Origin of the sequence: Microcystis sp. 49638_E5, assembly GCF_021300285.1 — a bacterium.
GTDB classification, from domain to species: Bacteria; Cyanobacteriota; Cyanobacteriia; order Cyanobacteriales; family Microcystaceae; genus Microcystis; species Microcystis aeruginosa_C.
In genome coordinates, this window is record NZ_JAJTDH010000078.1 from 1 (window position 1) to 14,352 (window position 14,352).

A 14,352-nucleotide genomic window follows, 5' to 3' on the forward strand; every position below is an offset into this window, starting at 1 on the left:
GATTCTCGATTCTCAAGGTCGTGTAATCGGTACTTGGGCCGATGTGTTAAACCGCGCTGGTATCGGGATGGAAGTAATGCACGAGCGTAATGCTCACAACTTCCCCTTAGACTTGGCTAGTGGTGAACAGGCTCCCGTAGCTCTGACTGCTCCTGCTATCAATGGTTAATTCCTAGTCTGAACGAAAAGGCACTCCTGCGAGGGGGTGCTTTTTTGTTGAGAAGGGAAGGATAACCCCAAACCCGACAATCACCTTTGAGTTGTTGAGATTCTCCGATCGCCAAGTGGGCGAAGACGACTTTGGCAAGCCTTGGCTTTTCCCTCCCGCTGAATCTTGTTAGTAGCTCGAATCCTTAACCGGAAAGACATAGACGGTTCGAGGAGAAGATAGCGCAGTCAAGCTTGACCGATAAACTCCCGGTCGCCAGACAAGCAACGAATTTTTAAGATCGCCTCAATGAACTGCATAAGCTCATCACTATTGGAGTTTCCCTTTTTCTTGAGCAGCCACCACCAGATGAGAATGGCAACCCCTTCATGGACTATGCCTAGAGTCAGAATATTGTAACAATGGTCGCCAAACTCCCAGGTAGTTCAGTCAAGACTCAACCCCCAAGGTTGGGGGAGCCTCATCCAAATCACAACAATTTTAGCAATTTCGGAGTAATCTAGCTCAAATACTCGAAAAAAGCGTTGTAATCTTTTGTAGTTAGACTCTTTCAGAGCTTTACCTCCAAATCCAACTGCTAACTCTCTCAGATTGACGGTTTTGACTTTGATTAAGGCTAGTAAGTACCTAAGCAAAATTAATTACACATTTCGATAAAGCTTTTGCCTCTTACCTATTGCCTCTTGCCTGTCTTCACTAGGAAATTTATTTTGCATGACTACTTAGGAATAGTGCCAGAAACGAAATTCTGGCACCATGCCATCCGAGATAGGGTTGAAGGGCTTGGTTTAAGGCACTATACTGGTTCATAGGGTTTTGGAGATTGGTTCTATTCCCGACCTTGAGGAGACGCTAACAATTCCAATCTGGAGACAATCAGGGGGGTTAGTAATCCATTTCCGAAGGACAGGTGGGGATTCTGGGCCATTTAATTCATCAGCCACAGCTTGAGGGATGATCACAAGCTCATACAGTTCTTGTAGGATATTAACTTGGTCAATCAAGATCAGGCAGCAAATTGGGTAAGTATCAGAGAAAACTATCATTTTGCTCTGAGTTCTTGGCACTTTTCCCACAATTAAATTTATGAGAAAAAAGAGAAAGAAATACCTTGAAGATTAGATAAATTATGGTAAATCCTCTGCATCTCATATTTGTAAAAATATCATCTGGACAAGACACCATTAAGATAGGCACAATGTAAAGATAGAATAGAAGAAACGTTCTCATTATGAAAAATAAATTATCTCAGCTTTATGAAACTGATTTTAATTTGTGGCTTGAGCAAACCGTAAATCACTTAAAAAAGGGCAATTTACAGGCCCTTGATTTAGATAACTTAATCGAAGAAATATCCGATATGGGACGTAATAATAGACGGGAGATATTCGTCCGGTTAAAAGTTCTCTTGATGCACTTACTTAAATGGCAATATCAACCAGAAAAACGGACTAATAGCTGGATAAATACCATTGATGAACAAAGAGAACAATTAGAGCTTATTTTCAGGGATAGTCCTAGCTTAAAACCCTATTTAGCCGATATTTTCGCAGAATGTTATCAAAAGGCAGTGCGAGGGACGGTAAATGAAACTAATTTACCAAAAGAAACTTTTCCAGTTGATTGTCCTTTTAGCCAAGAACAGGTTTTAAATTGGGATTATTTTCCTCAAAATAGCTTTTGAACAATGGATATAGCAGTTTTAGGAGAAAATCGCCCTGCTGTCAAGACTGATTTTGTTCTTGCCAAATAGTTAAGGCCATTTGATGAACAAATCGCCAAGGTAGATGATGCTGACGGGCAATAGCGGCACAATCTTCGTATTCTGGTTGTACGGTAATCGGTTGATTACTTGACTCTTTGTAGGCAACTTTTAGACGAATTTGGCCATAGACAGTATCGATCGATTGTATTTCTCTTTTTAAGATTGATCGCTCTTGAATTGTCCTTCTAATGCCTAAAGTTGTGGTTTCCTGAAAGATCATATTTTCACAAATAGCAATTTTATCCAAGGCACAAATTACTGTCAAAAGTATTCCCAAACGGGATTTTTTCATAGTAATTGCTTGACTAAATACATCCAAAGCACCCACTTGTAATAAAGCCTCGCTTAAGTAGGCGATCGCTTGCGGATTTAAGTCATCAATTTGAGTTTCTAAAACTGCCACAGTTTCTCTTTCATCTAGCTTTTCTGGTGTTTTTTTCCCTAACCAAAGCCGGACAAGATTGGGAATCGGTAAATCTTTTGTACCTGCCCCTAAACCGACCTTTTCTAACTGCATTTTCGGCGGTTTACCGAAACTTTTAGCTAAAGTTGTCACAATAGCTGCCCCCGTGGGTGTTACTAACTCCGCTTCGATGCCATTACTATAAATTGGTACTTGTCCCTGACTAAACAATTGTACTACTGCTGGCACAGGAACCGGTAAACGACCATGGGCGGCCTGAACTGTACCGCCGCCGGTGGGTAGAGAAGAACAGTATAATTCACTCACCGATAGCCAATCCAAACCCAAACAAGTCCCCACGATATCAATAATGGCATCGGTTGCCCCGACTTCGTGAAAATGCACCTTTTCCGGCGCGATCCCGTGAACGGCTCCTTCTGCGATCGCAAGTTGTTGAAAAACCGCTAAACTCCATTCTTGGACTTTCTGGGGTAAATTTGCCTGTTTAATTAAATTTTCAATCTCCGGTAAATGGCGAGCGGGGGTATGATGGTGATGGTGGTGATGATCAGCGGACTTCTCGGCAGTGACATCGACGTTAATCTTAGTGGCAATTTGACCGCGACGATGCACTTTTTCGGACCTTAACTGATATTCATCCTCGATTCCTAAAGTTTTTAGTTGTGCAATCAGGTATTCTAAGGGGACTCCTAAATCTACTAACGCCCCTAAACACATATCCCCGGCGATTCCCGTGGGACAATCCCAATAGGCGACGATTTTGCTATCATGGCTACTATTTACTCTCTCCATCCCGAAAATCCCCAACAACGTTCTATCCAAGAAATCTGTCATGCCCTGAAAAACGGGGCAATTATGCTTTATCCTACCGATACCGTCTATGCGATCGGTTGCGATCTCAATGTGAAATCCGCCGTCGAACGAGTTCGCCAAATCAAGCAACTATCTAATGATAAACCCTTGACGTTTCTCTGTTCTTCTTTGTCGAATATTTCCGAGTACGCAGTGGTCAGCGATTATGCTTATAAGATTATGCGACGAGTTATACCCGGTCCCTACACTTTTCTCTTACCGGCGACTAAATTAGTGCCGAAAGTGGTGATGAATCCGAAGCGGAAAACCACCGGTATCCGGGTTCCCGATCACGTTATCTGTCGCACTATTCTCGAAACCCTAGAAAATCCCATTATCTCTAGTTCTGCCCATCTTCCCGATCAGGAGGGAGATTTTCCCACCAAGGGATTAGAATCCGCTAGGTTATTCGATGCCCTCGATCATATCGTTGATTTAATTATCGAAGATGGTTCGGCTCCCGGTTCGGAAGTGTCAACCATTGTTGATTTTACCTGCGATCAACCGGATATCGTGCGTCAAGGTTTGGGTTGGCCGGAATTACAACAATGGTTATAACAGTGATTTTAGCCGTCAGCCGTCGGTTTTTTGCTCCCCACACCCCACACCCCACACCCCACAACTTCCCACTTGCCACTGATAACTGATAACTGATAACTGTATCGGTTATTGCGACTTTTTATTTCCTGAAAACCGTCTTGTGGAAGCCAAGTTAGTTGCTTAAGATAGAGATAATCGCAGTCAGAGAAAACCTCTCAAGGAAATTATTACTATGGCTTTCACTCTTTATTCTCCCTTCCTGGAAATTAATTCTGTCCAACGTCAAATCGATCAACTTTTTCAAGAAGTATTACCGACAACTTCATTGGTATCTCGTCCCCCGGTGGAAATCTCTGTTAATGAGGATTCCGTGGAATTAAAAATCGAATTACCCGGTGTGGATATTAAAGATATCGATGTGGAGGTTAGCAAACAAATGGTGGCTATTAATGGGCAACGTCAACGCCCTGCCGAAGTGGAAAACAGCGAATTTTATTATGGTAAATTTAGTCGCTTGATTACCCTGCCAGTAGAGGTGCAAAATAGCCAAGTTACCGCTAACTATCAAGACGGTATTCTTTCTCTCAGCCTCCCGAAAGCGGTGGCAGAAAAAAATAAAGTGGTGAAAGTTAATCTTGGTTAGATGAGAAAAAGACTGGAGAAATTCTCCAGTCTTTGGTTTTATTTGTAGTCGCTAACTGTTAATGGGGTTCTTTGCCATTTACGTTAACGGGACGGGGTTGAATAACACCAAAACCGCCGTGATTGCGTTGATAGATAACGTTGATTTCGTTCGTGTCTTTGTTGCAGAACATAAAGAAATCGTGATCGACTAATTGCAATTGTGTTAGTGCTTCCTCAATAGTCATCGGTGGCATGGCAAAGTATTTCATCCGCACTACTTCCGCAGGTAATTCGGGAGTGCGATCACCGATTAGGCTACCCTCTAAGGGTTTCTCTTGCACCACCTCGCTAGTTTTAACGGTGGCGTTGGTGCGATGATCCACCAATCTTTCTTTATACTTGCGGAGTTGACGAGCGATTTTATCAGAAACTAAATCAATACTCGCGTATAAATTTTCGCTTCCTTCTTGAGCGCGAATCACTGTTCCATTAGCATAAACCGTTACTTCCGCTTTGTGGCGATCAGGAATGCGTGCATTCTTTTCCACGGAGAGGTGAACATCCACTTTTGTGGTCATGCCGTTAAAATGTTTCACCGCTTTCTCCAGCTTTTGTTCCACATAATCATGAATAGCTTCGGTGACAGCGATATTATTGCCCTGAATCAATAGCTTCATACTCACTACTCCATCTAAAAATTTTGCTATAGACCGTCCACATCAACTATTTTTAAGGGATGTTGATGCTAGGAATTTAATCCTCAAAAATCTGCTTGATCGCGCTGTTGTTAGAGGTCACAGTCTAGATATTGTCGGTGTTCTCTTTCTCTTTTTTTTGTCGGATCGCGCGGAAAATTCATCGGGTCGAGCGCCTATTTGCAACTGGATTTATCTACCTCTATTCTAACAAGTTTCTGCAAAGCTTCTCTTAACAGAAGTGCGAAGTTCTGTTAACTTTTATTTAAAGAAACCGATTTTGGCCGCCAGCTAGGGAATCCGGTGATTGTTTCTCCTGTGCGACGGTTAACATCCGAATAGATGGGATATCCTTAGATTAGCACTTAGTATTCTCCCCGACATATATATCTTCCCTTCTTTTAATCTTCCTTTGCGCTCTTTTACATTTCTTAAATATTTTGACAAATCTCGCAATGAATGCTCAAAAAATACCTCGTCTCTGCGGGCTGAAAATTCAGGCAATCACTCCCTATTCTCTGGCCTGGGCGCAACAGCGCTCGCTGGTGGCGGCGAGAATTGCCGATCCCGACTTACCCGATGTGCTGCTGCTACTGGAACATCCCCCCGTTTACACCCTCGGTACCGGTTCAGATATTAAGTTTATTAAATTTAATCTTGACAAAACCGACAAAGAAGTGTATAGAATCGAGCGAGGAGGGGAAGTCACCTATCACTGTCCGGGGCAGTTAGTGGGCTATCCGATCCTCAATTTGCGCTATTATCAGCAGGATTTACACTGGTATTTGCGACAATTAGAAGAAGTCATCCTGCAAACTATCGCTATTTATGGATTGTCGGGGGCAAGAATCGCGGGCCTGACAGGGGTATGGGTAGAAGGGTATAAAATAGCGGCGATCGGTATTAAAGTTAGTCGTTGGATTACCTATCATGGTTTTGCCCTCAATGTTTGTCCGGATTTAAGCGGTTTTGCCGAGATTATTCCCTGTGGGATTACTAATAAACCCGTGGGCAGTTTACAGCAGTTTCTGCCTAATATTAGTCTTAGGCAAGTACAGCAAGATTTATCGAGGGTTTTCGCCTCAGTTTTCGGTGTGGAATTATTTTCTCTTGACAAGGATTAATATGAGCGATCGCAAAGACCCAGAAAAACTCCCCGTGGAAAATAGGGCCGATAACCCCGAAAATAACGGTAAAACCAGTTTATCGGCCCCCGATGCTTCCGAATACGTCTCCTCTTTATCTTCGCGTAATCCTGTGCGTCAGCGCATCCTAGTATTAAAAGATCTTCGACCGGGTAACGCGGGGTTACTACTGGCCCCCCTGATGCTGATGACCATCGGCCTCATCTTTAGCTGGGACTGGTTAGGCTTTTCTGGGGCGATAGTAGCGATATTGATATCCTTACAGGTGATTTTGCCCTCTATTCGCCAGTGGATCGCCCATTATCTCACCCCCTCTGAACGTCAGACGGTTTTCGCTTTTATGGTTTTTATAGCTGCTCTGGCCGGATTAGGGAAATATTTAGGAGTTTACGAGCGCATATTGCGATGGTTAGAGAGTTTTAAATACGATGAGTTCGGTTCTTGGGCCGAGTGGGTGGGGGCCTTGGGACAGATTATGATCGCCGTGTTAGCTGTCTATGTGGCCTGGGAACAGTACGTTATTTCTAAGGATTTAACCATACAACAAAATCGCATTACCCAACAACAGACGATCGATTCCTATTTTCAAGGGATTTCCGATTTAGCCTTGGATGAGGAGGGATTTTTAGAAGATTGGCCCCAGGAAAGAGCGATCGCAGAAGGTCGCACCGCTTCCATCCTCAGCAGTGTCGATGCCTCTGGAAAAGCGAAAATACTGCGTTTTTTGAGTCAATCGCGGCTATTATCACCGATTAAACGCGATCGTTATCTAGGCCGACCGATTCTAGACGGGGAAGGGGGTTACGCGGAGGATCGAGAGTTCGGTACAAGAGTAGTACAATTGGGAGTAATGTTAGCCGGGGCCGACATTTCTGGGCAGGATCTGCGCTGGACGGATTTAAGCGAAGCGAATATGGTGCGGGCCGATTTAAGTTATAGCGATTTGGTAAAAGCAAATGTATCGCGGACAATTCTCTACGAAGCTAATTTAAGAGGGGCAGATATCAAAGGAATGCGTTTATTTTATGGTTCCCTAGAAAATGCTACCCCCCGCAGTCGCAGCGTTCCCCCCAATTATGACAGCGGAGAACACACGGGAGCAGTGGTAGAAAATGTCAATTTTACCGGGGTGAAAAACATGAGCGAGGAACAACGTCACTATTGTTGTCGTTGGTGTGGGGAAAAGTCCCGCGCAACCATTCCGGGGGGATGTGCTGATATTGGCAATCTTTTGGGACGATAATTAGGGTTTGCTGAATAAATCTAAAAACCTTGTTGGATAATATCTTTAGGCTTTTTTGAAATCAAAAAGTTCCGGGCCCGGGAGTGATCGGGGAGAAAATTTAGGCACTTTTTCCCTGAAAATTAGGTAATTGGCCACCTCAAAACCAGTAAAACCCCACACCCCACACCCCACACCCTGCCCCCACGAAAAAGTTTTTCAGCAAACCCTAATTAGAAGATATCCTCATCGGCAAGGGCAGTGCTATAATCAGTGGTATTCATGGCCAATAATTCCCACAAATTTATGAATCAAAAAGTCGTTATTCTTGCCACTGCTTCTGCTAGTTTATTAGCCCTATTAGTTACCACGAACTCCGTACAAGCTGCCCCAGAGTCCTTTCATCCTAGTTTCAATACCAAGAACTTAGGTGATATGATTATCGCCAAGACAACCGGGGAAGAAAATCCGATTTTACGTCATCTTAATTGTAGTTGTGCCACCTGCACCCAATCCCTTAACTCCTCACTCAATTGATAATTTTCCGCCCCAACGATCCTGGGGAATAAAAGTCCGCTCTAGATTAATTTTTGCCACGGGTTCCGTGAGGGTAAATTCTCCCGATTCGATCAGTGCTTTTAATTCTAAAGCGGCTTCCCGGGACAGGGAAATACTGGCCAAAGGAGCAACCCTAACACTTTTTCCCTCGATCATAATCCGACCGCTTTTTAGTTTAGCGTAGGTGATTAAACCAAAGGTAGGACGGACTCGCCGGGGAATGGAAAAATCCACCACTGGAGCGACAATTTCCTCATCTTTTACCGCACAATGTCGAACAATTTCCTCGCTTAAAATCGGAATCGGTACTGCTACTCCCAACATTAAAGAAGCCCCATAATTTTTGAAATAACAACCCCGTACCCAGCGAGCATTCATTTGTTTAGCATCCCCAATTAAGGCTAAGGTGGAAGCGGGACCAATAGGAGTTCGATTTTGTAGGCGTTTTTGCAGGGGAAAATGTTGGGTTCCTTCCCAGGCAATATAACCGATTCCTCCTCCCAAAAAAATGCGCGTACCGATGCCGATCGCTTCTAAATCGGGGTCATTTAACAGGGGAGAAATTGCTCCAGGGTTGGAATAAACCGCATTACCTAATCGCGGCTGTAGTGGTCCTAAATAAGTATATAAAGTCCGCTCTCCCCCATTGACTCCGACGATGAAATTCTGGTAGAGATTGCGAGGATTAAAAAGATAAAATTGATTAATAGTCTCCTTAGAAATAATCGTTTCAAAAGAAGTGCGAGGATAACAATCGGTGGTCTGGCCGACAGCGCGCAATTGAATCGATTTTCCAGCGATTAAATCCTCAATAATATGTCCGCCGCCCCTTTCGGGATTTTCTCCCTCTAAATTCTCATTTTTCGCCGCTAGATCACTAATAGCACTGGCTCCTAAGTATAAATCCACCGCCCCAAAACCAGCATAAGCAGGAATCCCATCTAACCAACATTGACGAATTTTTATCGGCGGATCCGTCTGACCTAAATTAATCATTGCCCCCGAAGATTCCATCGGTTCAAAGGTTCCCGTACAAACCACATCTACTTGGGAAAAAACCTCCTTAATTCCCATCTCGTTCACGCGGCTTTTTAATTCCTCTACTGTCCAGACTACAGCCGTTTTTTTTGCGATCTTGTCGTTGATTTCAGCGATTGTTCTCATAATAAAAATTGAACCGATGGGGGGTTAGGGAGCTTTTTGCTGTTGTCAGTAAACAGTTATCAGATTTGAGTTTTCAGTGAGTGGTAAGTAGGTAGGCTTTAAAAATTATCAGACACCCCCCTTATCAGGGGTAGGGTTGATTCATGAATCAACCCTACCTTATCAAGGGAGGCAGGGGGGATCGAACCTAAAATCCATTTTTAATTTAATTATAACCAGCTACTTATTAACCGAGCAGTATTAAATGGCGGTGACAGTGCTGTTTTTTCACTGATTACTGATTACTGATCACTGTTATAAGATGAGAAAGGGAAAATTTACGATCGAAGCTTTTCTATGACAGTTACACCCGTTCCGGCCTCCTTTAATCCTGTTTCTGGTCTAGTTAACCGTATTCTCGGCATAAAACCGCTTTTTGACATCGCTCGCTATCAGGCGCGCAATATGATGATTAAAAGAGCCGAAAAACTAGGCGTACCTTGGCGAGAAACCGTCAAACAATGGCAACAAAGGGATTGGAGTTGGGAACTGCAAGCGGTAGAAAATCCCGATCTCGTCTATCCCGAATACTACGTTTGTTCTTTCCACGCTTACGAAAAGGGCAATTTAGACTGGTTGCCAGCTTTTGAGGTAGAATCTGCCGCCTATGCTGTCCATTCTACCATCTGGCCCGGGGCGGGGATTGACGGCGATCCGCGATTGCGGCGGGAATATCACCGGATATTGAAGGAGCAAATCAAGGCAGAAATTAACGATATTGTCGATTTAGGCTGTAGTGTCGGCATGAGCAGCTTTGCGCTGCAAGATACTTATCCGCAAGCGCGGGTAACTGGGTTAGATCTCTCTCCCTACTATTTAGCCGTTGCCCAATACCAAGCTCAACAAAAACAAAAGACGATTCAATGGCAACACGCAGCCGCGGAAAAAACTCAATTACCCAGTCAGTCCTACGATCTGGTATCTTCGTTTTTAATGTTCCACGAACTACCCCAACAGGCTACTAGAGAAATTTTCGCCGAAGCGCGTCGTTTATTGCGATCGGGAGGTTATTTGACGCTGATGGATATGAATCCGCGCTCGGAAATTTATCGAAAAATGCCCCCTTATGTCCTAACCTTACTCAAGAGTACCGAACCCTATCTCGATCAATATTTTACTCTCGATATCGAACGGGCATTAGTTGAAGCGGGGTTTCAAGCACCGATCATTACCCCCACCAGTCCCCGACACCGGGCGATTGTTGCGCGGGTTTCCGAATCATAATTTTGAGGTAATCAATGAAGATAATTTTTCGTCAAAGCTGGACAAGGATATTAACTATTGTCCCTCTCTTCCTGTTAATTTTTGCCAGCAAAACCCTCGCCCATCATGCCATGGCAGGGCAAACTCCCGATAATTTTTGGAATGGATTTTTATCGGGTTTAGCTCACCCGGTTATCGGTTTAGATCATTTAGCTTTTGTGGTGGCTAGTGGTTTAATTGCTGTGGGGATGGAACAGGGTTTATTAATTCCGATCGCTTTTGCGATTGCCACTTTAATCGGCACGGGGATTCATTTACAGGGAATAAATTTACTTTTTCCTGAGGGGATTGTTGCCCTTTCTGTGGTTATTTTTGGCGTGATTTTAACCCTGAAAAAAGGGTTACAAAATCATTCTAATCTCTATACGATCGCTCTGGCAACTTTGGCAATGATCGCAGGAATTTTCCACGGTTATGCCTACGGAGAATCAATTATCGGGGCGCGAGTTGCCACTTTAGTTGCCTATTTAATCGGTTTTACCGTCATCCAATTAGCGATCGCATCTGGGGCTTTTTTCCTTGGCAGTGTCATCAAGGAAAAATTAGCCAAGCAAGCGACTCTAATTAGTAAGTTAATCGGATTGGCAATTATGGCGATCGGTACAACTTTTTTAGTGGGAATTAAGTAAATTAATCTCGGTGGGGCTAATTATTAATGGCTCTCTTGAGGTTATGAGATCGAAGAAAGGGCGTACAATATACGCCCCTACCAAACAAGTACGGGAGAGCCGCTCAATTGAAAGAGGAGTTAGGAATTGAGTTCTCGAAATAAATCTAAAAATAATCCTCATTCCTACCCCTACTATTTTTTTAGGTTTCCGAGGGGAAGTAACCAAACAGTTTTTTATAATCAGAGGCCAGATATCCTCGATGAAAAAAACCTAATTCTTCGGCAATTTCATAAGTTAATTTTGTCTGATTATTTTGGTTAAGAGATTGATGTAAAGCATTAAGACGAAGCAACTTAAAATAATTGTAAGGAGACATTTGATAGAAGTCTTTAAATATATATTGTAAGGTGCGTTGACTTACTTTTAATTCTTGACAAATCGCTGGAATAGTCAGATCAGAACGCAGATTTTTTCTCATCATTTCTTCTGCTTTTTTGAGGATAGAGGTGCGTCTGATAGCGTTTTTAGGGGTTTTAATATCTTTGGTTACTGCTAAAGTCAAAAGAAAATCTTTGACAATTTCTTCTTTTAATTTTTGCCTGACAAAATTTAATCTTAATGCTTTTCTTTGCCAAGATATTTGTTGACGATCTAAATTAAATAGCATTCGATAAAGTTGATGACAAGATTGTTGGAGATGACGAATTTTTTCCGATGGGCAAATCACAACAGAAGAAGCGGAAGAATTTAAAAACTTTTTCGCTTCTGGTAGCTCTAAATTTTGGCACAATTGTTGCAGATAATTATCATGAACGTAAAGCTGAAAACGATTGGAAAAGGGATGTTGAAAAATGGAAATTTCTGATTTAGGGGGGACAATCCCAAGATAGTTATTTTCTACTGAGTACAAATTTTGGAAGAAGACAGAATTCACCTGAATAGGAATCGCAAAAACCCACATTTTAGAATGGACTACTCCCACAACATTTATTAAACAATTACGTTGCGATAATTCTAACATCACTTCATCGATGATGATCCTTGAAAGATACCCTTCAAAATGATCACCACTGAGTTGTAAAGCATCTACGTTGACAAATTCTCGATTCTGAAAATAACGAGAAAAATTGCAAAAATATTCACTTTTAAAGGTTAATTCCTGAGAATTAATTAAAATATTGGTTTTATTGTCAAAAATAAACATTTATGTATAACTCCTGGGTTATTGAGTGAAATTAAACTTTTTTTGCCCATCAATTTAAAGACTTGCGTTTTTTGGATCGTCTTAGCATAGAGGACTGAGTAGTATAAGTTACAGCAGGGTTGATTTGTTAATTTTGTCCATCAGTGTAGTTCCGTTTAAATCTCTCACTTTTTTTCGTTATCGATTACCAAGGAGATGTGGATGGTTAAAGCATATATGCCATTTAAAGATTGCTCTAGGGTATTGGGTGCAGAAACTCCTCAATTACGTCCCCCAGCATTTTCTGATGACCCACAATATAACACATTTAGCTATACCTATTATCCGAGGGGATTGGAAATTTCCGATAGCTATATCTATTATCCAGGAGAATCAGAAATTTCCGAAGCCCTTGCTAGGGAAATCCCTACGTTCACGGTTCCCCCGACAAATTATCCAGGGGGATTGGAAATTTCCGATAGCTATATTTATTATCCAGGAGGATCAGAAATTTCCGAAGCTGTTGCCTGGGAAATCCCTACGTTCACGGTTCCCCCGACAAATTATCCAGGGGGATTGGAAATTTCCGATAGCTATATCTATTATCCAGGAGGATCAGAAATTTCCGAAGCTGTTGCCTGGGAAATCCCTCCGTTCGCCGTTCCCCCGACAAATTATCTAGGGGGATTGGAAATTTCTGATAGCTATATTTATTATCCAGGAGGATCAGAAATTTCCGAAGCTGTTGCCAAGGAAATCCCTCCGTTCGCCGTTCCCCCGACAAATTATCTAGGGGGATTGGAAATTTCCGAAGCTGTTGTTCCTAATATTAGCACTCCTCTCTATGCGATCAAAGCAACTATTGATTTCTCCAAAGCTAAAGGGGACTTACAGGCTGTTCTGATGGCGCACGACGGCTGTTTTGGTGGGCATAGTTTCCACATCTATCAGGGAAAACTATGTTATGTCTATAACTGGTTAGGGCAACAACAGAAGATCACTTGTTATCTTCCTCGTCTTAGTGGCGAGGTGAAACTCAAAGTTGAATTTGCCAAACCAAAGATAATCGCTCCTTCCGATGAAACGTTGGGTGACAGCGCAGTAGATAAGATGAAACTGTATATTAATAACATCGAACAAAATGTCGATATTATCATAACTTTCTCAAATTATACTCCTAACTTCCTAACTCAATATAAACACGAGATTCCTTAGGAGTTTCAAGGTGCGAAGCTGCGAAGAATTATCGTTACTATTACCAATGATATTAGTGCGATAAATGATGATCAATTATGATCGATTAAGCACCTAAGCAAAATTAATTACACATCTAAGCCGCCGACATCGTCTTCATCATGAATTACATTGATACTAAATCCGTTGAGTATAGGCTACTTATTAGGCACTCATGCAAGAGGAGAAAGGCAAAAATGGGAATAAATAATCAGTTTTTAATAACCGAATTTAGTCTAAATTGTCAGGAAGCTGCCAAGGCTGATTTTGGCGAACCATTGCATTAAGAATAACTAAGATTTTCCGCACACAAGCAGTAAGAGCCAGTTTTTTTTGATTTACCGCGTCCGACTAGGCGTTCGTAAAAGGCTTTAATCACCGGATTATGACGCATAGCTACTTCTCTCAATATACAAGGTTGGGTTGACGCCAGGAAACCCAAACAAGATTGACATACTCCCACCGTAAAGCTACGCTGTGACGGGGGATTCTTGACCTATCACTATCGGAAATTCCTTGTTCAACGAGACAGCTTAGATTCTCAATGTCTCCATTAAGAATCCAGAGACTGGACTCTCCCAAGGCGTTTGGGTCGGTTCCTGTTTGCCCAACAGTACCGTTGAGATGATTTCCCAAATATTTCAACCCTTTTTTAAGAATATTTATTGATGCATTATGATCCCTATCTAAGACTGTTTTACAATTGGGGCATTGATGAGTTCTAGTGCTTAATGTTTTTTGAACTCTTGTTCCACAAACTGAACAATCTTGAGTCGTGAAATGGGGAGGAACAGCAATACAAACAATCCGATAAATCTTGGCAAAATAATTCAACCATTCAGTGAATTGATACCAAGAAGCATCA

14 protein-coding genes and 3 pseudogenes are annotated in these 14,352 nt (G+C 42.3%); 9 read left to right on the forward strand and 8 right to left on the reverse strand.

The features are described 5' to 3' along the window. Positions 1-227: 227 nt before the first annotated feature. Both LW728_RS18175 and LW728_RS23445 read right to left on the reverse strand, forming a co-directional pair. Positions 228-789: pseudogene (locus LW728_RS18175) on the reverse strand (transposase family protein); the annotation flags it as partial. A gap of 186 nt (positions 790-975) precedes the next feature. Continuing rightward, positions 976-1,215 carry a PIN domain-containing protein gene (locus tag LW728_RS23445; RefSeq protein WP_043998049.1) on the reverse strand — a complete coding sequence of 80 codons (240 nt, stop codon included), beginning with the start codon at positions 1,213-1,215 and terminating at the stop codon, positions 976-978. Positions 1,216-1,400: 185 nt separating this feature from the next. Here LW728_RS23445 and LW728_RS18180 point away from each other — a divergent pair, with 185 nt between their 5' ends. Beyond that, a complete protein-coding gene (locus tag LW728_RS18180; RefSeq protein WP_287767526.1) occupies positions 1,401-1,853 on the forward strand; it encodes a DUF29 domain-containing protein in 453 nt (150 codons plus the stop codon). A 40-nt stretch (positions 1,854-1,893) separates the two neighbouring features. Here LW728_RS18180 and larC read toward each other — a convergent pair whose 3' ends face one another. Then, positions 1,894-3,150 carry a nickel pincer cofactor biosynthesis protein LarC gene (larC, locus tag LW728_RS18185; protein ID WP_287767528.1) on the reverse strand — a complete coding sequence of 419 codons (1,257 nt, stop codon included), beginning with the start codon at positions 3,148-3,150 and terminating at the stop codon, positions 1,894-1,896. Here larC and LW728_RS18190 point away from each other — a divergent pair. Continuing rightward, the gene (locus tag LW728_RS18190; protein ID WP_002803551.1) at positions 3,127-3,768 is read left to right on the forward strand and encodes an L-threonylcarbamoyladenylate synthase; all 642 of its coding nucleotides are present in this window, start codon (positions 3,127-3,129) and stop codon (positions 3,766-3,768) included. The two genes, larC and LW728_RS18190, sit on opposite strands and share 24 nt — an antisense overlap. A 214-nt stretch (positions 3,769-3,982) precedes the next feature. Beyond that, on the forward strand, positions 3,983-4,393 hold the full coding sequence (locus tag LW728_RS18195; protein ID WP_287767530.1) for an Hsp20/alpha crystallin family protein: 411 nt from the start codon (positions 3,983-3,985) through the stop codon (positions 4,391-4,393). A gap of 58 nt (positions 4,394-4,451) precedes the next feature. On the opposite strand, the gene hpf is transcribed toward LW728_RS18195, so the two are convergent. Beyond that, on the reverse strand, positions 4,452-5,051 hold the full coding sequence (hpf, locus tag LW728_RS18200; protein WP_287767533.1) for a ribosome hibernation-promoting factor, HPF/YfiA family: 600 nt from the start codon (positions 5,049-5,051) through the stop codon (positions 4,452-4,454). Between the two features lie 473 nt (positions 5,052-5,524). Here hpf and lipB point away from each other — a divergent pair, with 473 nt between their 5' ends. From lipB to LW728_RS18215, 3 genes are all read left to right on the forward strand, one after another. Further along, positions 5,525-6,193 (forward strand): lipoyl(octanoyl) transferase LipB, encoded by a 669-nt coding sequence (gene lipB / locus LW728_RS18205; RefSeq protein ID WP_287767536.1) that lies wholly within the window; start codon positions 5,525-5,527, stop codon positions 6,191-6,193. A gap of 1 nt (position 6,194) precedes the next feature. Then, positions 6,195-7,457 carry a pentapeptide repeat-containing protein gene (locus LW728_RS18210; RefSeq protein ID WP_287767538.1) on the forward strand — a complete coding sequence of 421 codons (1,263 nt, stop codon included), beginning with the start codon at positions 6,195-6,197 and terminating at the stop codon, positions 7,455-7,457. A 285-nt stretch (positions 7,458-7,742) separates the two neighbouring features. Further along, on the forward strand, positions 7,743-7,973 hold the full coding sequence (locus LW728_RS18215) for a hypothetical protein (protein ID WP_043998089.1): 231 nt from the start codon (positions 7,743-7,745) through the stop codon (positions 7,971-7,973). Here the strand turns inward: LW728_RS18215 and LW728_RS18220 are convergent. Continuing rightward, positions 7,962-9,158 carry a homocysteine biosynthesis protein gene (locus LW728_RS18220; RefSeq protein WP_002803545.1) on the reverse strand — a complete coding sequence of 399 codons (1,197 nt, stop codon included), beginning with the start codon at positions 9,156-9,158 and terminating at the stop codon, positions 7,962-7,964. The two genes, LW728_RS18215 and LW728_RS18220, sit on opposite strands and share 12 nt — an antisense overlap. A 336-nt stretch (positions 9,159-9,494) precedes the next feature. Here LW728_RS18220 and LW728_RS18225 point away from each other — a divergent pair, with 336 nt between their 5' ends. Then, the gene (locus tag LW728_RS18225; RefSeq protein WP_287767541.1) at positions 9,495-10,421 is read left to right on the forward strand and encodes a class I SAM-dependent methyltransferase; all 927 of its coding nucleotides are present in this window, start codon (positions 9,495-9,497) and stop codon (positions 10,419-10,421) included. Between the two features lie 14 nt (positions 10,422-10,435). Continuing rightward, the gene (locus LW728_RS18230) at positions 10,436-11,089 is read left to right on the forward strand and encodes a HupE/UreJ family protein (RefSeq protein WP_287767543.1); all 654 of its coding nucleotides are present in this window, start codon (positions 10,436-10,438) and stop codon (positions 11,087-11,089) included. 181 nt (positions 11,090-11,270) lie between these two features. Here LW728_RS18230 and LW728_RS18235 read toward each other — a convergent pair whose 3' ends face one another. Beyond that, entirely contained in the window at positions 11,271-12,275 is a 1,005-nt protein-coding gene (locus LW728_RS18235) for a helix-turn-helix domain-containing protein (protein ID WP_287767545.1), read from the reverse strand. A gap of 201 nt (positions 12,276-12,476) precedes the next feature. On the opposite strand from LW728_RS18235, the gene LW728_RS18240 reads away from it, so the two are divergent. Then, positions 12,477-13,469, forward strand: coding sequence for a hypothetical protein (locus tag LW728_RS18240; protein WP_287767547.1), 993 nt, complete (start codon positions 12,477-12,479; stop codon positions 13,467-13,469). Positions 13,470-13,718: 249 nt separating this feature from the next. On the opposite strand, the pseudogene LW728_RS18245 reads toward LW728_RS18240, so the two are convergent. Both LW728_RS18245 and LW728_RS18250 read right to left on the reverse strand, forming a co-directional pair. Next, a pseudogene (locus tag LW728_RS18245) lies at positions 13,719-13,887 on the reverse strand (IS110 family transposase); the annotation flags it as partial. A gap of 68 nt (positions 13,888-13,955) precedes the next feature. Then, positions 13,956-14,352, reverse strand: a pseudogene (locus tag LW728_RS18250) (RNA-guided endonuclease InsQ/TnpB family protein); the annotation flags it as partial.